The sequence below is a fragment of the Tellurirhabdus rosea genome (genome assembly GCF_026278345.1).
Taxonomy (GTDB): domain Bacteria; phylum Bacteroidota; class Bacteroidia; order Cytophagales; family Spirosomataceae; genus Tellurirhabdus; species Tellurirhabdus rosea.
This window is the reverse complement of record NZ_CP111085.1, coordinates 105,594-128,239: the sequence shown is the minus strand read 5'-3', so window position 1 is coordinate 128,239 and position 22,646 is coordinate 105,594. Positions and strand designations below refer to the sequence as shown.

19 protein-coding genes are annotated in these 22,646 nt (G+C 60.2%); 2 read left to right on the top strand and 17 right to left on the bottom strand.

Going from position 1 to position 22,646, the window contains the following annotated elements; translation table 11 throughout:
* Window positions 1-19: 19 nt before the first annotated feature.
* The 6 genes from ORG26_RS00525 to ORG26_RS00500 form a co-directional block, all read right to left on the bottom strand.
* Window positions 20-1,084 carry an asparaginase gene (locus ORG26_RS00525; RefSeq protein ID WP_266366341.1) on the bottom strand — a complete coding sequence of 355 codons (1,065 nt, stop codon included), beginning with the start codon at window positions 1,082-1,084 and terminating at the stop codon, window positions 20-22.
* Between the two features lie 105 nt (window positions 1,085-1,189).
* Complete coding sequence (locus ORG26_RS00520) at window positions 1,190-1,972, bottom strand: TatD family hydrolase (protein WP_266366340.1); 783 nt, start codon at window positions 1,970-1,972, stop codon at window positions 1,190-1,192.
* A 72-nt stretch (window positions 1,973-2,044) separates the two neighbouring features.
* Complete coding sequence (locus ORG26_RS00515) at window positions 2,045-3,055, bottom strand: glycosyltransferase (protein WP_266366338.1); 1,011 nt, start codon at window positions 3,053-3,055, stop codon at window positions 2,045-2,047.
* A complete protein-coding gene (locus ORG26_RS00510) occupies window positions 3,052-3,678 on the bottom strand; it encodes a polysaccharide deacetylase family protein (protein WP_266366336.1) in 627 nt (208 codons plus the stop codon). Before ORG26_RS00510 ends, ORG26_RS00515 begins: the two co-directional genes overlap by 4 nt.
* A gap of 108 nt (window positions 3,679-3,786) precedes the next feature.
* On the bottom strand, window positions 3,787-4,911 hold the full coding sequence (locus ORG26_RS00505) for a glycosyltransferase family 2 protein (protein WP_266366334.1): 1,125 nt from the start codon (window positions 4,909-4,911) through the stop codon (window positions 3,787-3,789).
* Window positions 4,911-5,861 (bottom strand): lysylphosphatidylglycerol synthase domain-containing protein, encoded by a 951-nt coding sequence (locus tag ORG26_RS00500; RefSeq protein ID WP_266366332.1) that lies wholly within the window; start codon window positions 5,859-5,861, stop codon window positions 4,911-4,913. Before ORG26_RS00500 ends, ORG26_RS00505 begins: the two co-directional genes overlap by 1 nt.
* Window positions 5,862-5,917: 56 nt before the next feature.
* Between ORG26_RS00500 and ruvC the strand changes: the two genes are divergently transcribed.
* A complete protein-coding gene (ruvC, locus tag ORG26_RS00495; RefSeq protein ID WP_266366330.1) occupies window positions 5,918-6,511 on the top strand; it encodes a crossover junction endodeoxyribonuclease RuvC in 594 nt (197 codons plus the stop codon).
* A gap of 95 nt (window positions 6,512-6,606) precedes the next feature.
* Here the strand turns inward: ruvC and ORG26_RS00490 are convergent, their stop codons facing one another.
* From ORG26_RS00490 to ORG26_RS00440, 11 genes are all read right to left on the bottom strand, one after another.
* A complete protein-coding gene (locus ORG26_RS00490) occupies window positions 6,607-7,518 on the bottom strand; it encodes an amidohydrolase family protein (protein WP_266366328.1) in 912 nt (303 codons plus the stop codon).
* A 115-nt stretch (window positions 7,519-7,633) separates the two neighbouring features.
* Window positions 7,634-8,938 carry an enolase C-terminal domain-like protein gene (locus ORG26_RS00485; RefSeq protein WP_266366327.1) on the bottom strand — a complete coding sequence of 435 codons (1,305 nt, stop codon included), beginning with the start codon at window positions 8,936-8,938 and terminating at the stop codon, window positions 7,634-7,636.
* A gap of 10 nt (window positions 8,939-8,948) precedes the next feature.
* A complete protein-coding gene (locus ORG26_RS00480) occupies window positions 8,949-10,067 on the bottom strand; it encodes a mannonate dehydratase (RefSeq protein ID WP_266366325.1) in 1,119 nt (372 codons plus the stop codon).
* Between the two features lie 5 nt (window positions 10,068-10,072).
* A complete protein-coding gene (locus ORG26_RS00475) occupies window positions 10,073-10,969 on the bottom strand; it encodes a 2-hydroxy-3-oxopropionate reductase (RefSeq protein WP_266366323.1) in 897 nt (298 codons plus the stop codon).
* 15 nt (window positions 10,970-10,984) lie between these two features.
* Window positions 10,985-12,433, bottom strand: a complete 1,449-nt coding sequence (locus ORG26_RS00470) for a GntP family permease (RefSeq protein ID WP_266366321.1) — start codon at window positions 12,431-12,433, stop codon at window positions 10,985-10,987.
* Window position 12,434: 1 nt separating this feature from the next.
* Complete coding sequence (locus tag ORG26_RS00465; protein ID WP_266366319.1) at window positions 12,435-13,208, bottom strand: HpcH/HpaI aldolase family protein; 774 nt, start codon at window positions 13,206-13,208, stop codon at window positions 12,435-12,437.
* A gap of 31 nt (window positions 13,209-13,239) precedes the next feature.
* On the bottom strand, window positions 13,240-14,769 hold the full coding sequence (locus ORG26_RS00460) for a SusD/RagB family nutrient-binding outer membrane lipoprotein (protein ID WP_266366317.1): 1,530 nt from the start codon (window positions 14,767-14,769) through the stop codon (window positions 13,240-13,242).
* A gap of 27 nt (window positions 14,770-14,796) precedes the next feature.
* On the bottom strand, window positions 14,797-18,324 hold the full coding sequence (locus tag ORG26_RS00455) for a SusC/RagA family TonB-linked outer membrane protein (protein WP_266366316.1): 3,528 nt from the start codon (window positions 18,322-18,324) through the stop codon (window positions 14,797-14,799).
* Between the two features lie 30 nt (window positions 18,325-18,354).
* Complete coding sequence (locus ORG26_RS00450; RefSeq protein ID WP_266366315.1) at window positions 18,355-19,458, bottom strand: FecR family protein; 1,104 nt, start codon at window positions 19,456-19,458, stop codon at window positions 18,355-18,357.
* A 47-nt stretch (window positions 19,459-19,505) separates the two neighbouring features.
* Window positions 19,506-20,096 (bottom strand): RNA polymerase sigma factor, encoded by a 591-nt coding sequence (locus tag ORG26_RS00445; RefSeq protein WP_266366313.1) that lies wholly within the window; start codon window positions 20,094-20,096, stop codon window positions 19,506-19,508.
* Between the two features lie 211 nt (window positions 20,097-20,307).
* Window positions 20,308-21,072, bottom strand: coding sequence for a creatininase family protein (locus ORG26_RS00440; protein ID WP_266366311.1), 765 nt, complete (start codon window positions 21,070-21,072; stop codon window positions 20,308-20,310).
* Window positions 21,073-21,178: 106 nt separating this feature from the next.
* On the opposite strand from ORG26_RS00440, the gene ORG26_RS00435 reads away from it, so the two are divergent.
* Window positions 21,179-22,633 carry an MBOAT family O-acyltransferase gene (locus ORG26_RS00435; protein ID WP_266366309.1) on the top strand — a complete coding sequence of 485 codons (1,455 nt, stop codon included), beginning with the start codon at window positions 21,179-21,181 and terminating at the stop codon, window positions 22,631-22,633.
* The last annotated feature ends 13 nt before the right edge of the window (window positions 22,634-22,646 follow it).

Sequence of the window (22,646 nt, the reverse complement as noted above, 5' to 3'; positions counted from 1 at the left end):
CGAAGCGACTGGCGGTCACTCATCCCATTTCTCCGCAGATCGGCTCCCCGAGGCGTTTCCGGATAACCTGCCCATCGGATTCCTGGGCCAGCACAAACATCATTTTCGTGATGGCGGCTTCCATCGTAATGTCAGCTCCACTCACCACGCCGATGCGTTCGAGGAGTTTGCTGGTCTGGTAACGGCCCTGGGTCACCCGCCCGCCGTCGCACTGGGACACGTTGAACAGCACCAGCCCGGCGTCGAGCGCCCGTTTCAGACTGTCCAGAAACCAGGGGCTGGTCGGGGCGTTTCCGGCTCCAAACGTTTCCAGCACTACGCCGCGCAGACCCGGAATGTGCAAAACGGAATCCATCACCGACTCGCTGATACCGGGGAAGAGGGGCAGCACCACCACGTTCGTGTCCATTTTTTCGTGCAGCCGCAGCGTCGCCTCCGGATGATACGGGGCAATGAACGGCGTATTGTACTCAATCCGGACCCCGGCCATGGCCAGATGCGGGTAATTTTCGGACTGAAAAGCGTTGAAATGAACGCTTTCCTTTTTCTTCGCCCGGTTGCCGCGCAGGAGCAGCGAGTTGAAGTAAATGCACACTTCGGGCACCAGCGGCTTGCCGTCCTGCTGGGCCGCCGCAATTTCCAGAGCCGTGATGAAATTCTCCCGCGCGTCGGTCCGGGCAACGCCGATGGGCAGCTGCGCTCCGGTCAGAATCACCGGCTTGTTGAGCCCTTCGAGCAGATAGCTGAGGGCCGAGGCGGTGTAGGCCATCGTATCCGTCCCGTGCAGAATCACGAAGCTGTCGTAATCCTGATAATTCTTCAGAATGATGCGGCCCAGGTCGATCCAGATCGTGGGGTGCATATCCGAGGAATCGATCAGGTGGTTGAGCGTGATGACGGTCAGTTCGAAATCCAGCCGCCGGATTTCGGGCACCCGGTCCAGAATCTGCTCAAAATCGAAAGGAATCAGCTGGTCGTTATGGCGGTCGTACACCATGCCCAGCGTCCCGCCGGTATAGATCACCAGAACGGACGAACGGGGCTGATTGGGCAGGGCCGGATTGATATGGACGGTGCGATACATGGGAATGTTGAATGATTGAATGTTGAATGATTGAATTTTGAAAGGTTGAATGGCTGTCCACCGCTATAGATGATTAGCTCTGCTGTATTTTCAGTCATTCAACATTCAAAATTCAATCATTCTACGTGCGTTAGCCGTCGTCACCGCCGCAACTTCCGCCAGGGGGCGTTGCTGGAGGTCGGCGATGCGCTGGGCGATGAGCGGAATGTAAGCGGGTTCGTTGCGTATGCCGCGGTAGGGAACGGGGGCCAGGTAAGGGGCGTCCGTCTCCAGCACGAGGTGTTCGAGGCCGATATGCGGGATTACCTTGTCGAGGCCGCCGTTTTTGAAGGTAACGACCCCGCCAATGCCGAGTTTGAAACCCATCTCCACGGCCCGCTGCGCCTCGTCCAGCGTCCCAACGAAACAGTGAAAAATGCCCGTCAGGTTGGGCAGGGCCAGTTTTTCGATCAGATCGGCGGCTTCGGCGAAAGCGTTGCGGTCGTGACCCGACCGGGTGTGCATCGATACCGGAAGCCGGTGGCGGGAGGCCCAGGCCAGCTGCGTTTTGAACGCCTCGAACTGGCGCTCCACGTGGGTCATGTCCCAGTAAAAATCCAGGCCGATTTCGCCGATCATCGGAAACGGATGCCGGTGAAGCCAGTCTTCCACGGCGGCCAGTTCGTCCTCCACGGTTTCGGTGACGTAGCAGGGATGGAGGCCCGTCATGGGCAGGCAGCGGCCGGGCAGCCGGTCGGCGAGCGCCATCAAATCGTTCATGGTTTCCCGGGCGCAGTTGGGCAGCCAGATTTGTTCAATGCCCGCCTCGTCGGCGCGGGCGACAAACGGGTCGAACTCCCCGGTAAACTGGGCGTCGTAGAAGTGTGCGTGGGTATCGATGAATGTCATTCTATTTTTAATCCCGGCAGGCGGGTTGTTTTTTGATAAAGCTGGTTAGGGCTTCGACCGGTGTTTTCGTTTTTAACCGCGGACAGCAGTTGACGATCCGAAGTCCCGGCCTTTCCAGATTACTTTCGTTGGTAACAGGAAATAAATCAGCGATAGTAACGAGCTAACCTGCACAAAAGGTTCGTATAGGGGTAACGTTCGCCAGAGATCGCGGCGGCGGATCCGGTTGAGGACGTAGGCGGCATGCAGCGTTTGCCCGATCAGTTTGCCCGTGAAAAGCCCCAGTGCCAGCGCCGGGTTCCATAGCGAGAGCAGAATGAGCAGCGGGTACCAGAGCGCCTGCGCCAGAAAAAGCAGAATGAAATACCACTGCGTCTGAAAAGCGCCCACCATCCACCGTTTTCGCTGCCGGAGCCACGAAAGCCCGTCGCGCATGGGCAGGGTAGTGGCCAGTACGCCTTCGTCGAAGCGGTGGGCAAACGTGTAACCCTGCTGTAAAACGGCGTGCAAAAGCTGGTAATCCTCCACGACCGAGAACGGCAGATGCTCGTACCCACCCGTTTTTTCGTACGCCTCCCGCCGGACCGCCATGTTGTTGCCCATCGCCGTCACCGGAATGCCCCAATCGGCAAACTGCTTGAGAATCCACTGCGCATACAGCCATTCCACCGCCTGGCACCGCTCAAAAGCCGATTGGCCGATGATCTGCGTACAACCCGTGACGATACCCACTTCCGAAGGCCCGAACGACTGGAGCATCTGGCTGACCCAGGTGGGCGCAACGGCTACGTCGGCATCCGTGAACAGCAGGAATTGCCCCTGCGCCCGTCGCGCCAGTTGCGCCAGGACGTTCGATTTGCCCGCCTGACTGCCCACCCGTTCGGTGATGTCGAACAGTCGCAGGTGGGGCCGGGTGGGTAAATAGTGCTGGACAACGGCGCTGGTCGCGTCTTCCGAACGGTCGTTGCCAATCAGGATTTCGAGGCGGTCTTTGGGATAATCGAGCCGGTCGAGGCTGTCGAGGCAGCGGCGGATATTGACTTCTTCGTTACGGGCGGCAATCAGAATGCTGACTTCAATCATGCGCCAAAGGGTAAAATCTCGAACCGGTAAGACTGTTCGGCGAAATGCTGCAGGGTTCGGGGCAGGGCGTATTCCAGGTTCCGGCGGGCTTTGAGGCTGTCGTGGAAGACCAGAATGGACCCCGGTTCGGTGTATTGAATCGTTTTGCGAAGCACCGTTTCCGGCGTCAGTTCCGGCGAAAAATCGCCCGTCAGCACGTCCCACATCACTACCTCGTGCGATTTGAGCACTTCGGTGGCCTGCGACCGGCGAATCCGGCCGTAAGGCGGCCGCATCACCCGCGTCGGAACGCCCAGTACGGCCTGACACTGCCGGAAATTGTCGAGGTAAACCGCGTCTTCCGTTTTCCAGCCGTTCAGGTGGTTGAAAGTATGGTTTCCAATCAGATGCCCCCGCTGCTTCACCTGCCCGAACACCGCCGGATTCTTCCGGACATTATCCCCAATGCAGAAAAAGGTCGCTTGGGCCCCGTACTGCGCCAGCGTTTCCAGCACAAACTCCGTTACGTCCGGAATGGGACCGTCGTCGAAAGTCAGGTAGATGACTTTATCGCGGGTCGGCAGACGCCAGCGAAACCGCGGGTACAGCGCGCGAAGCAGAAGGTTGGATTTATGTAAGAACAAAGTTGTATAAGTGAACAGTGGTTAGTGGTCGGTGAACAGGGGTTAGTGCTTCGCTAGCTTTGGATTGAGGCAGCGCACGGGCCACTGACCACTATCCACTACAAACCACTAGTTTAAATCTCGCCCCTTCCAGCGGAAGCCTTTTTTTTGCGCCGCCAGTCCGAAAAAGAGGACGTAGAACGGGTAAAAAAGCTGCGTGGGCAGGATGTAGGGCACCGCTTTTCTTTTCTGCAAAAATACCAGAACCGAACCCAAAAACAGCCATTCCGGAACATTTTTCGCCAACAGCAGCCCCAGCGCCGCCGCGCCCGACCACGCCCCGAACGCCCACCCCAGCAGGGCCGCGGGCACGACGGCGTTGGCGGCGAAAACAAACACCGCCAGCAGCGAGGGCAGGAGGCTTTCGTAAGCCCGCCATTTGCTCGCCCAGCGTTTCCGCTGGTGATAAAAGGCCGACAGCGAACGGTGCGGCCCGGTCTGCACGATGGCGTCCGGATGTTTCAGGAACCGAACCCCGTCGGGGTAACGCCGGGCAATCTTGTGCATCAGCAGCTCATCGTCGCCGGAGGCCACGTGGTCAACTCCCGTAAAGCCGCCAACTTCCGCGAAAACCCGTTTTTCGTAGGCCAGATTCGCCCCGTTGCACATCGTCGGGATGCCCAGCGCCAGCGTGCAGGCCCCCGAGCCGATCAGACTGCTGCTTTCCACGGTTTGCAGGTAATCAAAAAACTGCGCTTCGTCGGTGAAGGTGACCGGCCCGCTGATCAGCCGGGCGCCGGTTTCCTCGTAGAAAGCCGCAATCCGGGCGAGCCAGTGAGGACCTACGCGGCAGTCGCCGTCGGTGGTCACGATCAGGTCGCCCGACGCCCGGGTGATGCTGGCGGCCAGCGCCCGTTTTTTTGGGGCGGCCGTTCGTTCGTCGGGCAGGGTCAGGAGGCGAAGGGCGAACGGGGCCGAGGCGGCGAACCGCTCCGCCCGTTCGGCGGTCCGGTCGGTGGAGAAATCATCCGCGACGATCACTTCGAAGAGGTTGGCCGGATAAGATTGCCGGGCAAGGTCCGCCAGCAGTCGCGGCAGTGTTTCTTCTTCGTTTCGAACCGGAATCAGCACGCTGATGCGGGTGCGGGACCCGGTGGAAGCGGCTCCGGGGCGGCGGGCCGAGTGCCATAAAAGCGTCATGCCGAGCGTAAAAAGGGCGTACAGCCCCGCGATAAGGACCAGTCCGTAGAGCATCAGCCGTTGGAAAGTTTAAGTTTCCAGACCGAAGCCAGTCCGACCAGCACCGGCATCAGAATGTTGACCAGCCACAAGGTCAGCGTCGCGGCCAGCAGGGGCGGAGCGGGGACGTTCCACTGGCCGAAAACCAGGAGCGAGGCCGCTTCCCGGACGCCCAGATCGCTGAGCAGGTTAAAGGCCGGGACGAGCGTTTTTCCGAGATAAACCACGCTGATGCCCGCCAGCGTATCCGCCAGCGGCAGCCGGATGCCAAACAGGTAGAGCGCCAGCCCAAACTGGACCGTGAACGTGAGATGACGGGTCAGGGCGGCCAGAAACGCCCGGAAAAGCTCGGCCTCAGAATATTGTGCGATGACGATCCAGTACCGTTCCCACCGTTTGAGCCATCCCGACGGCAGGCGGGCGAGGCGTTTCCGCTGGCGGACCAGCACGGCACCCAGCAGCAGCAGACCGCCTACAAAAGCCGCGCCCCATCCGCCTCGCCCCAGCCCCCAGACGCCCGCCAGCACGGCCGCGTAGGTCTGCAGGCCTCCCGCGACCAGCGTGGCCCCGATGCCTTCCCAGCGGCGGTGGGTCCGCAGACTCAGCAGTCGCCCGGCGGTGTCGCCCACCTGCGAAGGCAGGGCAAACCCCAGCGACAGACCGGCCAGCACGCCCCCGAACGCCTGCCGGAACGTAAGCGGCTCGATTCGGCGGACCAGCACCTGCCATTTGCGGGCTTCGAGCGCCCAGTTGAGCGGGGTCAGAGCCAGCAGCAGCAGGAACGGAAAGCTGGTCCAGTCGGCCTGCCGGGCCTGTTGCCAGACAGACCGCCAATCGTGCTGCTGCCGGTAAAAAGTATAGGCGACGTACCCGATGACCACGAGCAGCATGCCGATTTTTGCCCAAAAAATGACTTTTTGAGCGGGCGTATGCGTTGGTAGAACGGGGAACTCGTTATTTTGCATAAAATCCGGGCAAAGTCGCGCGGGTTTTCCAGACTCCAGACACAGCCGAATTCCTGATGAAGACACCCGTCGCTCCTGCGGAAAAAATAATTCTTGGCGTTGACCCCGGTACGCAGGTTGCGGGATACGGCGTGATTCTTGTCCAGAAAGGGCAGTTGAAACTGCTCCAGTCCGGCGTGATTCACCTGAGCAAATATAGTACCTACCAGCAGAAACTGGAGAAACTTCACAGCCGCATCCAGCAACTGATCGACGAATACGCCCCGGACGAGATGGCGATTGAAGATCCGTTCTTCGGAAAAAACGTGCAGGCGATGCTGAAACTGGGCCGCGCCCAGGGCGTGGTGATGGCGGCGGCCCTGTCGCGGGGCATTCCCATTGTTGAATACGCGCCCCGGAAGGTAAAGCAGTCGGTGACGGGCAACGGAAACGCCGCCAAGGAACAGGTGGCCCACATGGTCGGGGTGCTGCTCAAAACCGAACTCGACCCGGAGTTTTTCGATGCCACCGACGCGCTGGCGATTGCCATCTGCCACCATTTCCACGAAAACACCCCGGTCGGAGCTTCTACCAAGTCGAGCAGCGGGAAGAAAACGAAAAAAGGCGGCTGGGGAGCGTTTATCGGCGAAAACCCGGAACGGGTAGCGTAGAAAATGTTGAATGTTGAATGTTGAATTTCAACCGGGGCGACGTTCCCCCACCAGATCCATAAATCAAAATTCAAAACTCAACATTCAAAATTAAATTACGTCCTCCACTTCAGCAGCCGTTGCAGATTGCCGCCCTTCACGCTGGCGATTTCCGCCGGGGAGTAGCCTTTCATGTGAAAATCGACGATGCCCGGACGGCCGCTGCCCCAGACCATCCGCTCCGGCCCGAATTCCCGGATGACCCGGCTCGTAAACGGCAGGGCGCTTTCATAATTGGGTTCGTCCTTCGCAAAATGGCCGATTCCTGAGAGCTTCATGTACACCTCCGGATAGTTGGCGAGTTCCAGCACGTCGGCAAACTCCACGCCGGTGCCCATGTGCGGCTCGGCCAGGTGGTCGATCAGTACTTTGCTGCCCGGAAAGGCCGCAATCGCTTTCCCGGCCTGGCGGGCGTAGTCGGGGCCGATGTGCAGTTCGATAACCATCCCCCGGTCAACGGCGGCTTTCCACAGCGCCCGAACGCCATCATCCGCAAAACTTTTGAAATACGTCTCCTTGCCCCGGTGCGCGTGAAAGCGGGTGGACACGATGCGCGGTTCGGCGCGGACCAGTTCGGCCAGTTTGCGCGGCGCGTCCGGGTCGGCGGGATAAAACAGGCTCGTGCCCCGAAGCCGCTGCGGTTCGCGTTGCAGGGCGTCCCGGACGAGGCGGTGGTCGTCGCCGTAAGGTTCGGGCTGGACGACGACGGCGTAATCGATGCCCTCGCTGTTGAGGCGTTTGAGGTAATCGGCCAGCGGGTCGGCGGGGTCCTTCGACACGTCCCGGCGATAGGTCGCCTGCGGGTGAAGCGGATAGCGTTGAAGGTCCGAGCTAAAGAGGTGCGCGTTCCACTCGATGACCGGCGCTTTGGCCGGAGCGAAGAGCGTCGGGCGGGCGGCGGCAGGCAGCCGGATACCCGCCAGTCCGCTCCCGAGCAGCGTTCCCAATACGTCGCGACGAGTTGGCATGGGGTTATTTCTTTAAAGGTTTCTCGCAGATGAACGCGGATTTAATAAATTGATTTTCACAGAAAGATACAGGCGGGCGGGTTTGATCTGAGTCGCGGCACCATCCCGTCAGGGGTTACCAGCGCACCGATTGGAACGTCCAGCCGGGCTGCACTTTCTGCATTTCAATCTCATCGTCCCGCTTTGTCAGGCCGCAGGCGAGGTAATTCCGGTGGAGCCGCGCCAGTGCCTCCCGGTCCAGTTCGACGCCCAGCCCCGGCTCCTGCGGCACCTCGACCGAGCCTTCTTCAAAGCGAAAACGCCCGCCGACGATTACCTCGTCCGATTGCCAGGGGTAGTGCGTGTCGAGCGCAAACGGAAGCTGCGGCAGGGCCGCGCCGAGGTGAACCATCGCCGCCAGCGAAATGCCGAGGTGGCTGTTGGAGTGCATGGAAAGCCGCCGACCGAAGGTTTCGCAAATGCCCGCCAGCTTCATCGAGGCCCGCAGACCGCCCCAGAAATGGTGATCGCTGAGAATAATGTCCTCCGACCCGAGCCGAATGCTGCCCGGAATGTCTTCAAACGACGTGGTGCACATGTTCGTTGCCAGCGGCGTGCGGATTGCCTGCCGGACTCGGGCCATCGCTTCCTGCCCGCGGACGGGGTCTTCGAGGTATTCCAGGATCGGCTCCATTTCCCGGCCGAACCGGATGGCGGTTTCCACGTTCCAGAGCGCGTTGGGGTCGATGCGCAGCGGCACCTCCGGCCCGAACGCTTTGTGCAGGGCAAACATGGCATCGACCTCCTGCCGCGGCTCAAAGACACCGCCCTTGAGCTTGATCGACTGAAAGCCGAATTTGGCGCACATCGCCTGTGCCTGGGCCACAATGCCGGGCGGGTCGAGCGCCGCTGCCTGCCGGGCGGCGGCCCAGCCTGTGGCCGTGGGGTCGGTGCCGAACGCCAGCGGTCCGCCCGCACCTTCGTATTTGTAAAAAAGATAGGCCGAAAAAGGTACCCGGTCGCGGAGTCTGCCACCCAGCAGGTCCACCACCGGCCGCCCCGTCACTTTGCCGATAATGTCCATGTAGGCGACCTCAAGAGCGCTGTAGATATGCACGAGCTTACGCTGGTCCCAGGGCTTTTCGCCCCGCTGGGCGGTGGATTCGATGCCGAACCGGGCTTCCAGCGCCTGCTGAAGGGCGTTCAGGTCAAATACGTCCCGGCCGATGAGCAGGTCGGCGGAGGCGGCCAGCGCCAGATCGATGTCCCGGTTGCCGGGGATTTCACTGATTCCGGAAATATGGTCGTCTGTCACCAGTTCCACGATGGTCCGGAGGGCGTAGGGGGCATGCAGACCCGCCGCGTTCAGCAGCGGCGGGTCGGTAACGGCAATCGGCGTGACGTGCACGGCCTGTATGCGGGGGCCTTTTCGGTGAGTCATGGGTGCAGCGTTATCCCTGGGCTTCGTCCGAAACCGACTGAAGCAATCCTTTGATGTAACCGTAACAGAAAGCAAACGCCTGCGGGCTGCTGGCCGGGTCGGCATGCGTCGGCACGTGGTCGGGCATGACCATGCCGTCGTAGCCCACATCGCGGAGGGCCCGCACGACGTGCAGAAAATTCATGTCGCCGTTGTCGGGGTAAACTTCCTGAAAATTATTCCAGCCGCCCTTGATGTTGCGCAGGTGGACGTTGAAAATCTGGTTCCGTTCGCCCACCCACTTGATGATCGGCAGAATTTCGGTCTTCGGGTCTTTCAGCCCTTCGGCGATGGAGCCGATGCAGAGGTTGAAGCCGTGGTAGGGGCTGTCGTACAGTTTGGCAAACCGCTTGATGCCTTCGAACACGTTGGGGCTGTTCCAGCGGGTAATGCCGCGATAACCGGCGGGCGTGGGCGGGTCGGCAATGTGGTTGGCGAGTTTCACCTTGTATTCTTTCGCCACCGGCATCAGGCGATCGAGGAGGTAGGTGATGCGTTCGAACATCTGGTCGATGTTGACGTCTCCGGCGACGGTTTTGGGGTCGTTTCGTTTGATCGCCTCTTCGTAATTCCAGGTGCTGTAGGCCGCGTTGCCGCGTTTGGGATCGACGGTCTTTCCGGTTCTGAGGACCGGCAGAATAGTCGTGTTGTAATTCAGCACCTTGATGCCCGTCTTGCCCGCCACCTGAATCATCTGCTGGAGAATCTCGATTTCCCGGTCACGTTCGGGGCTTTTGCCGAGCATGATGTTCGGGTATTCCGCTTTGTCGATGCCCGAGGAGGCCAGCGGGAAGTGGTAGGCGTCGAGGCTGATGCCGTATTTTTCGCAGGCTTCGCGTTTGCGGAGGGAGTCGTCCAGGTCCCAGCCTTTGCCGGTAATGGTTTTAGGAGCGCCGCCGTCGAGGTTGTAGACGCCGTGCCGGGCTTTGAACTCCAGATTCTCCACCGTGGTGCCGCCGGACTGGCAGCCGACTTTCATCAGGACTTTTTTGGGAATGGCGACCGGAGCCGGGGCGGCCTGTCCGTGGCCGATTACCCCGGCGCTCACCGAACCGGCCACCACGGTTTTCAGAAAATGCTTGCGTTGCATGGTTATCAGGGGTTTAGGTCTTCCGTGGAAACAAGAGACGTGGCTTCTTCCAGCACTAGCAGCAGGGCGCTGTGATCGAGTTCGCCTTTGCCCTCGGCCAGGGCGGTCTGCATCTGGGCGGCCACCTGGGCGGTGCCCGGCAGCGGAACGGCGAGGGTCTGTCCGGTGGCCAGCGCAATGCCGAGGTCTTTGCGGTGCAGTTTCAGCTTGAATCCCGGCACAAAATTCCGTTCGATCATCCGTTTGCCGTGCAGATCGAGGATGCGGCTCTGGGCAAAGCCGCCCAGCAGTACGTCCCGCATTTTCTGGAGATCGACTCCGGCTTTCTGCGCCAGCGAAAACGCTTCGGCCACGGCCTGAATGGTCATGCCGACGATCATCTGGTTGCAGGCTTTAGTGGTCTGCCCCGCACCGGCCTCCCCGATGTGCACGATGTTTTTGCCCATCGCCCCAAACAGGGGCAGGGCCCGTTCGAACGCCTCCGCGTTGCCGCCCGCCATGATGGAGAGGGTGCCCGCTTCGGCGCCCACCTGCCCGCCAGAGACCGGGGCATCCAGGGCCTCAACGCCTTTTTCCTGCATCCGCTGGTAGATGGTGCGGGCGGTTTCGGGCGAGATGGTGGACATGTCGATAAAGAGCGAACCGGGCTGTATGCCCGCCAGTACGCCTTCCGGTCCCAGCACCACCGATTCCACTTCCGGCGAGTCGGGAAGCATCGTGATGACCACCCCGCACTGCCGGGCCAGTTCCTGCGCGTTCGGCAGGGCGCTTGCCCCGGCGGCGGTCAGTGCTCCGGCGGCTTTGCTCTGGCTCAGCACCGAGACCGAAAAACCCGCTTTGAGAAGATTCAGGGCCATGGGTTTGCCCATGATGCCCAGTCCGATAAAACCGACGTTTTGCATGTGTTGAATCGTTTGTTAAACCAGCGGAAAAAGCTGCGCCGCAATCATGATGATGACAAGGCCCGTCAGGCCCATGACCACCAGCAGGGGAGAGACCGTCTTGAGAGCCTCCTGTTCGGTCAGGTTGCTGAGTTTGCAGATGATCCAGAATCCGGCGTCGTTCATCCACGGCACCAGTTTGGAGCCGCAACCGATAGCCAGCCCGAGGTAGAGCGGGTGAAAACTCAGATCGGCCGCACTGGCCATGCCCGACAGAATGCCCGAGGCCGTAATGAGCGCCACCGTGGCCGACCCCTGCGCCGTCCGGACGACCGCCGCGATCAGGAACGCCAGCGGAATCAGGGCCATCTGGTAGCCGCTGGTGAGGTCGGCGATGCGGGCGCTGATGCCCGTTTGCTGGAGCATTCCGCCAAAAGCGCCGCCCGCCGCCGTGATGAGGATGATGCTTCCCCCGCTCGTCAGCGCGGCCTGCACAAAGGGCGTCAGTCCTTCCTTGCTGTCTTTTTTGTGGTTGATCAGCACCAGCAGCGCCACAATGCCCCCGCTGATGATGGCGATGTTCTTATCCCCGAAAAACTGAACCATGTCCACCAACCCGAACGGAAAGGCCGAACGAATGACGACCGTTTTTGGGGGCACCATCAGCGCGTCGACGGCCGTATCGGCGCAGATGAACACCAGCGGCACCAGGACCGGCAGCAGCGAAACGCCAAGTTTTGGCAGGCTGCTGTCTTCCTTGGCGGCGATGGCCCGGATGTCTTCCAGCCGGGCGTCGAGGGCGTCGCGCAGGGGAATGGGCCAGCGGCGATTCGCCCAGAGCGCGAAGAAATACCCCGCCGTGATGGTAAACAGCCCGACGATTGTTCCGCCCACCATCATCATCCCGATCGGAATGTTCATTTCCCCGATCAGAAACAGAGGGCCCGGCGCGGGCGGCACCAGCGAGTTGGCCATCGCCGCGCCCGCCATGATGCACAGGACGAAGAGCAGGTAGTTTTTCCCGATGCGCATCGTCATGGCTTTCGCCAGCGGCATCATCAGAAAGATTACGGTGTCGAAAAAGACCGGCACGCCCAGAAAGAAACTGCTGACCAGAAATGCCATCGGCGCTTTGTCGATGCCGGTGAAGCGGAGCATGGACCGGATAATCCGCTCGGCGGCCCCGCTTTCGAGCATGCACTTGCCGATGATGGCCGCCATCGCAATCAGGATGCCGATTTTGGCGCAGGTATTGCCAAATTCGGTGGCTACGCGTTCGCCGATGCTCTTTTTGGCAAGCGAAGCCGCCGCCGAGGCCGTTGCGCCTTTCGCCAGGGCAAATTCCTCGATGACGGCCGCGGGAGTCATGGCCGCCACCACAAAAGCCCCCAGCAGCAGGGCCAGAAAGGGATGCAGTTTGAGGCCGATGATCCCGCCCACCACGATCAGGACGCCGATGAACAGGATGAAAAGAGGGTCGTGCATGTCAGGAAGGATTAGGAATCATGGCGTTCAGTTTCCGGGCCATCGAGCGGGCTCCTTCGGCCACAAAAGTGGCGTCGGCCCCGCAGGCGATCAGCCGGATGCCGAGGTCGTGGTATACCGGATAGTCATCGGGATTGAAAAAGAGGATGCCCGTTGCCTTGCCCGCTTTCTGGGCGGCGTTGACGGTCTCCCGCAGGGCTTCCCGGAAGCGCGGGTGGTCGAACTGTCCGAAGATGCCCAGCGCCATCGAAAGGTCGGCCGGGCCGATGAAGAGCACGTCCACGCCGTCCATGGCCGCCACTTCGTCCAGATGGTTCAGGATTTCGACCGTTTCAATCTGCACCACGCCCAGAATGGTGTCCCGGGCCGTTTCGTAGTATTGATTAAAATGCTGCGCAAAGCCGCTCGCCCGCACCATTTTGGCCACGCCGCGCGAGCCGTGCGGCGGATAATGCAGGCCGCTGACGACCTTCTGCGCCTCCGCCGGACTGCTGATGCGGGGGCACATGATGCCTTCGGCGCCCATGTCCAGAATGCGGTGGATGCGCTGCGGTTCGGCGCTCTCTACCCGGACGATGACCCCGGCGGGCGTGTGTTCGAGGGCCTGCAACTGGTACAGGGCATCCTTCTCGGAACCGGCCCCGTGTTCCAGATCGATCAGGACCCAGTCGAAGCCGGCCATACCGACCATTTCGGCCGTGAGCGGGCTGCCCAGGTTCAGCCAGCAGCCGTTGAGCGTTTCGCCCTGCTGTAGTCGTTTCTTTAGGTTTTTCACGCAGTAAAAAGCTGAAAGACAAATGGTTTTACTACTTTTTATCCCACCAGACGCGCGTATCGAGCAAATTCGGTCCCTGCCGTTCGATGGCCTTCTGCACGTTCACTTTGTTGACGTTCAGTTCGGCATCGGTATAGGTCAGCCGCCGGATGAAAGGCTCGGTCTTGAGGTCGCTGCCCGGGAACGGATTCGGCGTCAGCTTCGGAAAGTCCGTGCGCCGGAAATTGGCCCAGGCTTCAGGTCCGTTCAGGAACGAGGCCACCCAGTACTGCGTGTTGATCTGTTCCAGTTCGCTTCCGGCCTTCATGGGGTTGGCGTCGACATAGGCCGTAATGGCCGGTTCGGCAATGGCCGTCGAGGTGCCGTAAGCCGCCAGTTGCCGCATGTGGGCGCGGATGCCGTTGGCATAAAACGTCGCCGCATCGCCGGGAATCCAGCGGCGGACCACCGCTTCGGCCATCAGCAGCTGCGTCTGGGCGTAGGTGAGGAAGAAGGTCGGGGCCTGCGCGCCGCCCATGCGGGTGCGGTCGAGCTGGCTGTAGTCGTAGAGGCTCGCCAGCTTGTCCCGCGTGACGGCGGCCGAGACGGTGGTGTTGTCGTATCCCAGCGGCATGCCGATCTGGATGGCGGGTGTGCGATTAGCGAGGGCCTCGCGCTGGTCGGTGGTGCTGCGCGCGCCCACATACCGCACGGCGATGGCCGCCAGCCGCGGGTCGTTGTTGGCTTTCAGATATGTTACAAAGTCTTCGGCCAGATAAAAGAAGTCGGACTGACCGCCGTTGAGCTGGGTGCCGACCGGGTTCTGAAAATTGGCGTTGTGCCGCATCACGGCGTTGTCGTCGTTGGACTGCATCACGCCGCCCGCCACGGCTTTGGCCACCACCTCGGCCGCGCGGGTCGGGTTCACCTTCGACAGCCGCATGCCCGCCCGGAGCAGCAGCGAGTTGCCGAACCGCTTCCAGCGGGGAATGTCGCCGCTGTAGAGCACGTCCGACGTAACGCGCGGTTTGCTGGCGTCGAGGGCCGCCGTGGCCGATTCGAGTTCGGAAATGATGTCGGTGTAAATGTCCTGCTGCGAATCGTAGGCCGGGGCGACAATGCCTTCCAGGTAGCTTTTCCCGGCGTCTTTGTAAGGAATGTCGCCGTAAGTATCCGTCAGCAGCATGAACGAAAAGGCCCGCCAGATTCGGGTCATGTGGTACAGGTTCGACCGGGCCGGTACGTCTTTGGACTGCACCAGAATATCGACCAGTTCGCGGACGACATTCCGGTAGCCGCGTTCCCAGTTGGCCGCCGTGACTGAGCGGTTGTCCTGGTTGTACTGCCCGGCCGCGCCCACCCCGCTGAAGGGGTTGATCATCTGCTTGACGATGATGGTTTCGTATTGGAGGTTATTGTACCCAAAGGCGCTGTTAACCACGGCCGTGTTGAACTGAAAGGCGGGGTCTACCGAAGTCAGCGCAATTGGGTTGATGTTCATTTCGTCGAAACCCTGGTCGCAGGAGACCAGCAGGCCGAAGGCGGTGAGCCAGACGGGGAAACGAAAGTTTCGCTTTTTCATCTTGAGTCAGAGTTGGCAGGTGAGGAGTTAAAAGCGGACATTCAGGTTAAAGCCGACATTCCGGGTGATGGGCAGTCCGGTAGCCTCCAGCCCGACGAGGTTGTCGGACGGAAAACCGAACTGTTCGGGATGAATGTTGGGCACCCATTTTTTCAGGACCGCCACGTTGCTGGCCACCGCATTGAGCCGCACGCCCTTGATGAACCGGCTGTTTCGGGGCAGAAACCGGCTGAAATCGTAGCCCAGAGAAATCTGCCGCAACTGCCAGAGCCCGGCGTTGTAGACAAATTCTTCGGCGATGTTCTGCGAACGGACGGTTTCGTAGTACGCCTGCACCCCCGAACGGACCTGGTTCACTTCGCCGTTGGGGTTGACGCCAACGCCGATGACGTACCCCTGGTCCCGACCGGCCAGCGTGCCTTTGTGCAGGCCGTGCCGCCAGGCGTTGAAGTTGGTGCCCGAAATCATTTTGTGTCCCAGCTTGAAGTCAACCAGCACCGACAGGTTGACGCCTTTGTAGGACAGACTGTTGGTGATGCCGCCGACCCAGAGCGGAACGGCGCTGCCGAAACTGACCTGGTTGGCGGTCCGCAGCGGGCGGCCGTTTCCGGCATCAAACACCTGCCGTCCCTGGGCGTCGCGGAGGTAGCCGAAGCCGTACAACTGTCCGATCGGCTGCCCGACCACCTGCCGGAGTTCGCCCGTAAATTCGCCCGTCCCGACGGTAATCATGTTGTCGCTGACGCTGGTGCCGAGGTTCAGGACTTTCGTTTTGTTGTAAGCGGCGTTGACGTTCAGGTTCCAGGTCAGGTCCGGCGTTTTGACCGGTGAAATGTTGACCATCATTTCCAGTCCCTGGTTCCGGCTTTCGCCCACGTTGATGAGCTGCGAGGTAAAACCGCCGCCGTCGGAAATCTGGGCGCGGAGAATCTGGTCGGACGAAAGTTTGTCGTAATACGTGAAATCAAGCCCCAGCGCATTGTTGAACAGCCGCAGCTCCAGCCCGATTTCTTTTTCGGAAACCCGCATCGGGCGCAGATTGGCGTTGGGAACCGTGGCCCCGCTGATGCTGGCGAGCGGCTGGGCGACCCCCGCAGGCGAGGTGAACTGCAAGGGGTTGATCGTGTAAAAGAGGTTGTTGGCGTAGGGCGAAACATCCGTGTCGCTGCCCACCTCCGCGTAGGCCGCCCGGATTTTGCCGAAACTCAGCCAGGAGGGCAGGGCCGTAGCGAAAGCCTGCGAGAACACGAAGCTGGCCGTGACGGACGGATACAAAATGCTCCGGTTGGCGGGCGAAAGCGTCGAAAACCAGTCGTTGCGGGCCGTTCCGTTCAGGAAAAGCATCTCTTTGTACGAAAGTTCGGCCGAGGCGTAGAGCGAATTGACCTGCCGTTCGGAGAACTCATAGACCGGGTCACGCAGACGGCCATTTCCAACGGTGTACAGGCCCCGCGTAAAAAAATCCTGCACCAGCACGTTCTGGCGGCTGACGCGACGATACATCTGGTTGCCGCCCAGATTGACATTCACGCCCAGATTCCCAAAGGTTTTGTTGGCCCCGAGCAGAAAGTCGGCGTTCAGTTCGCGGACGGTCCGGGCATCCTGCACGTACTGGCCGTTGACAAAACCCGGCGGGGCCGCGGGCTGGCGCTGGCTGCCGGTCGGGAGGTTATAATCCTGTTCGCGGGAATAGTAATCCTGCCCGATGCGGCCCTGCAGAAAGAGCCAGTCCGTGAAGTTGTACCGGGCCGTCAGGTTGCCGAAAATCCGGTCGTTATGAATGTTCTCGAATCGCAGCAGGGCAAAGTACGGATTGGTCCGGTTTGTGAACCGCGACCAGCGGTACTCGTCGCCGTTGGCGTCGGTGGTGTATTGTTTGAGCAGGTCCATCGGCATCGAATTGGCCATGCTGAAAAGGACCACCGGGCTGTAATCCTGCTCGGCGATATTGGGCGGGTTCTTGCGGTATTCGTTCGAATAATTGACGTTGCCCGAAACGGTCAGTTTTTTGGCCAGCGTGTGCGTAAAGCCCAGATTGACCGTCCGGCGGGTATAGCCCGAACCGGGCAGAATCGTGCGGTTGTCGAGGTTGGAAAGCGAAAGGCTGAAACCGCCGAACTCGCCGCCGGACGAGAGCGTGAGCGTGTTGGTCCAGGTGTAGCCTTTCTGGTAATACTGTGTAATCTGGTTGCGCTGCGGCACGTACGGAACGGTCACGTTGTCGAACAGCACCTGCGTCATGCCGGGCTGAAACCGTTCGCCGAAGCTCCATTGTCCGGAGGTAGGGTTGGGCGTGGTGGGCCGGACGCCGTTTTCGCCCTGCCCGTATTCGTACTGGTAATCGGTGTAGTCCAGCGGGGTTTCGGAGGTGAAGTTGGTGTTGTATTCCAGCCCGATGCCGTTGCCCGACCCCCGCGTTTTGGTCGTGATCATGATGACGCCGTCCTTGGCCCGGGAGCCGTAGAGCGCCGAAGCCGCCGCACCTTTCAGCACGGTCATGGTTTCGATGTTGTCGGGGTTGATGCTGCTGAGGCCGTCGCCGCCGTCCGAGTTCCGGTTGCTGCCCCGTTCGGAGACGTCGCCGCGCGCGCCGAAGTTGGTATTGTCGATGGGCACGCCGTTGACCACGATCAGGGGCGAGTTGTTGCCGCCGAACGACGACTGCCCGCGAATCCGGATTTTGCTCGTCCCGGCCGGACCCGACCCCAGCGGTGTAATATTGACCCCCGCCATTTTCCCCTGCAAGGCATTCATGAAATTGGCCGTGCGGTTGACGGTGATTTCTTCGGCGGCCACCGAAGCTGTAGCGTACCCGAGGCTTTTGGCCGATTTCTTGATGCCCAGCGCCGTCACGACGACTTCGGTCAGGGCCTTGCTTTCGGGCGTCAGCGAGATCCGGAACGTCGACTGGCTGCCGACGGGCACTTCCCGGGTTTCGTAGCCGACGTAACTGAACACGAGCACCGGGCTGCCTTCCTCGGGCACGTCGAGCTGGAAACTGCCGGAAGCGGTAGTGGTGGTGCCGCGCTGCGTGCCTTTCAGCACGACGCTGACGCCCGGTAAGCCCTGACCTTTCTCGTCCGTCACCTGGCCGGTCACCGCCCGTTTCGGGGCTTCCGCCCGGGAGGCTTCGGCGCGGAGGTTCTCTTCCGGCTTTTCGACCGGGAGGAGCAGGCCGGTTTCCGGGGCCGATGCCAGCCCCGCCGAGAGGATCAGTTTCCGGCCGACGAGTTCGTACCGGACGCGCAGCGGCTTCAGGACTTTGCCCAGCACTTCTTCGAGGGTGGAATTGCTGGCTTCCACCGTAATTTTCTGGTGCGCATTGAGGACTTCCGAACTGTAGACGAACTGGACGCCGGTAGCCTTTTCGATCTCGCTGAGTACCTTCCGGATTTCGGTGTTCTGCGCGTGAATGGTGAGCCGTTTGGCCAGATACTCCTGCACCGGGTCCGGAAACGCCGGGGACAGGCCCGCCACAAAAGCCAGGAACAGACTCAGAAGCAGGGTCTGCCGCAGCCGCCGGCCCCGCCGGGATTGGAATGGATTCTTCGTCATGGCAAGGGTTGAGGTTTGGATGAGGGTGGATTACTTGTATCCTTTCCGGCTGATGACAATCTGGCCGTCGGTGATTTCGTAGCTGGCAGAAGCCGCCTTGCACAGAATATTCAGTTTTTCGTACAGGCCCTCGTGGGTCAGCGAGGCGGTAATGCGGCACGCCTGAAACGCCTGCGCGTCGAACTGGATTGGGATGGCGTAGGCCGTTTCGAGTTCCTGCAAAATGACCGACAGCGGCTCTTCCGTGTAGTCAAACCGGGGGCGGATGACTTTCGGGGCCACCAGCGCGGGGGTCGCCACCAGCGTTTTGGTCAGGTTGCCGACACTTTTTTCGTAAATGGCGGCCTGGTTGACGCTCAGGATCAGGCCGTTCACTTCCTTGTTTTCGGGCGTACTCACCGGGCGGGGCTTGTACACGGATACTTTTCCGGAAAGCACCTGCACCGTCGCCTTGGGGTCCGCTTCGAAGGCCCGGACGACAAAGCGCGTGCCGAGCACGCGGGTCACCATGCCTTCGGTATGGACCCGGAACGGCAGGGTTCCGCGTTTGACAGAGAAAAGCGCCTCGCCGTTGAGGTACACATTCCGGGTATTGCCCGTAAACCGCGACGGGTACTGGAGCTGGCTTTTGGGCTGGAGAACCACCGTCGAGCCGTCGCTGAGCACCAGCCGGATCGAGTGCTGGGACGAGTTGGTGGTCCGGACCAGTTCTTCACCGGCGGGGTTGTTTGGGACGGATGCCGGGGCACTGTCGGCCTGTTTGCCGATCTGCCAGACCGTCAGGCCCACAACCACCGCCGCGGCGGCCGCCTGCCAGAGCGCCCTGTGCCGCAGAAGACCGATTCGCCGGACCGGCGCAGGCGGAGGACCGGGCGCAGGTTGAGTAAAAGCCGCTTCCGCCTTTTCAAGAAAGCGTTCGACCTCCCGCCGGATTTCGGGTTCTCCGAGGGGGTCGGGCCGGGTGCTGGCCGCCCGCACAAAGAGTTCGGCCTGCCGGAAAGCGTCCCGCTGCTCCGGGAAACGCTCCGGGAAGGTCAGCCAGAACGCCTCGTGGCTGCTGTGGCCCTGCACCCAGTCCCGGAAATCCTCGTCCCGGATAAAGTCTTCGAACTGGTAGGTTTCGTACTGCTTCATGCAAGGGTTCGTTCGGGTCAAAAGCCGGTTCCCCGGCGCTCGGTCCATCAGCAAAACAGAAGGCAAAGCGGGAGCATCAGAGCGGCCCAGTGCCGACGCAGGCTATTCAGCGATTTGTTCAGGAGATTATGGACCGACTGGCGACCCAGGTGCATGACCTCCGCGATCTGGTCGAAGCTCAGATTCTGGTAAAAGCGGAGGTAGATCAGTTCTTTCTGCCGACCGGGCAGGTGATTCATCACCCGTTCCAGCTGGCGAAGCTGGTAGATTTCGTGTTCTTCCTCAATGAGACGGGTGTCGGCCGAAAATTCAACCGAAAAGGCGTAATCGTCGGGCAGGGAAAAGGGGTGGGTGACGGGGTTCCGGGACAATTCCCGCAGGATGCGGGTCTTCAGCACGACAAACAGGTACGACCGGACATTCTCGACCGGACGGGCGGTCGGCTGGGACTGCCAGAGGTTAACGAACACTTCCTGAATGCAGTCCTTGACAAACTCCCGGTCGGGGTGCAGGCGCATGCCCCAGTGGAACAACTCGGCATAATAACTCTGCATGATGTTGGCGAGTGCGTAAGCGTCGCCCGACCGAAATTCCTGCCAGAGCAACTGTGCCTGGTCTGCGGGTAGTCGTTTGCTCATCGTGTCCGGGGCTTTCTGGGATGAGCAGGATTTGGAGAAAACTTAACCTATTATTTGGTATTATTTTTAAATAGAATTAGAAAATATTGATAAAACGATGTTGGGAGGGGTGGTTCTCGCAGATGATCGCGGATTTTGAGCGCAGATGTACGCAGAATAAATCCGCGCAAATCGGCGCTTAAAATCCGCGATCATCTGCGAGAACCAAATTTCACTCGTACAACTTGCTCCGATCCGCCGCCGCCAGTTCGACCAGCAGGCCGCTGATTTTTTCGGTCACGTCTTCAAAATACCGCTTTCCTTTTTCGGCCGTCGCTTTTTTGGGATTACCGATGCCCGTGTCAGCGGTCACTTCCGACCAGCGGCGTTCGGCCCAGGCCCAGCCTTCGCGCATGCCCTGGATGGTCCACTGTCTGGCCGTGCCGTCGCCTGTCTGGTCCAGCGGCGTAACCAGGTCCGGGCGGAAGTGCAGGAGGAGGCTCGTTTCCATCTCGTCGGCATGGTCGCCTTTGGGTTCGTCGAAGTATTTGCTTTTGTCCAGCACCGCAAACCAGGAGCAGGTCGCCAGCAGCATGTCGGGATAGCGGACGCCCAGTTCGCGGAGCATCCAGCGGAAATCATTGCCGCCGTGGCTGTTCAGAATCAGCAGCTTATGGATGCCCTGCCGGTTCAGCACTTCAATGATGTCGCCCAGAATGGCGAGCTGGGTACTCGGGTACAGATTGATGTCGAGGAGGATGTCTGTTTGTCCGGTATTTACCCCGAACGGGATGGTGGGCAGCACAATTATTTTCGCACCTTTCTCCCAGGCCAGCCGGGCGGACTCGGCGGCGATGAAGTCGGCTTCGATCACGTCGGTGGCGTAGGGGAGGTGGAAATTATGCGCTTCGGTGGCTCCCCAGGGCAGAATGGCGAGATCGAAGCGGGTTTCCTGTATCTGTTTCCAGTTGGTTTCGGCCAGGATGTAAGGACGCATGAGCAGATTAAAAGTTAAATGATAAAAAGCAAAGATACAGCGCCGGGGAGTCTGTTTTGGTCTGATAATTGTTTTGTGAGGTTGCGAAAACCTGTACTCAACGGCAATGCTGTTCAATTCTATTGAATTTTTACTGTTCTTTCTACTCGTCACGCCGACGTATTTTCTGCTGCCGCACCGGTACCGCTGGCTTCTGCTCCTGACGGCGAGTTGTTATTTCTACATGGCGTTTGTGCCGGTGTACATCCTGATTCTGGGCGGCACCATCGTGGTGGATTATTTCGCCGGAATCTGGCTGGAAAACGCGGAAGGTCCCCGGCGAAAGGCCCTGCTGGTGGCCAGTCTGGTCGCCAACATCGGTGTGCTGGCCATTTTCAAGTATTACAACTTTCTCAACGACAACCTCACGGCGCTGCTCGGCCTGGGCGAGATTAAAAACCCCATACCGGCGCTGAAGATGCTGCTGCCCATCGGGCTGTCGTTCCATACGTTTCAGGCCATGAGCTACACCATCGAGGTGTACCGGGGCAACCAGAAAGCGGAGCGGCATTTCGGCATCTATGCGCTGTACGTCATGTTTTACCCGCAACTGGTGGCGGGGCCCATCGAACGGCCGCAGAACGTGCTGCACCAGTTTCACGAAGTTCACAAATTCGATTATACCAACGCCGTTGAAGGGCTGAAGCGGATGCTCTGGGGGCTGGTCAAAAAGCTGGTGATTGCCGACCGGCTGGCGCTGTACGTGGACGTGATCTACGGAAATACGCACTACCACAACGGCATGACCTTTCTGGTGGCTTCCGTCTTTTTCGCCATCCAGATCTACTGCGACTTTTCGGCGTATTCGGACATTGCGCTGGGGTCGGCGCGGGTGATGGGCTTTGACCTGATGGAAAATTTCCGGCGGCCGTATTTCGCCCGCACCGTGTCGGAGTTCTGGTCGCGCTGGCACATTTCGCTGACGACCTGGTTCCGCGATTATCTGTACATTCCGTTGGGCGGCAACCGGGTGTCGGTGCCGCGCTGGTATCTGAACCAGATGATCGTGTTCATGGTCAGCGGCCTGTGGCACGGGGCGGCCTGGACGTTTGTCATCTGGGGCGGCCTGAACGGGTTCTACCTGATTGCGGCGACGGCCACCAAACCCTGGCGGAAAACCGTGGCCGAAGCCGTAGGACTTACCCGTCTGCCGGGCCTGCACAAAATGCTGGAAATTGGGTTTACCTTCCTGCTCATCTGCCTGACCTGGGTTTTCTTCCGGGCCGCCACCGTCTCCGACGCCTTTTTTATCCTCAAACAGATCGCGACGATGGGCACCTCGATTTACACGCCGGACCGCTTTGCCATCTTCACGCCCAATCCGGCGGCCCTGCTGTACGCTGTTTTTGGAATCGGACTGCTGTTCCTGTATGAAGGCAAGCAGGAATATTTCTCCGGCCTGTTTTCGCTCCAGCACAACTCCCGCACCCTGGTTCGTCACCTCACCTATGCCGCGCTGGTCATGCTGATCATGCTGCTGGGCGTGCTCGACGGCGGACAGTTCATTTATTTCCAGTTCTAAGAAAATTGCGACC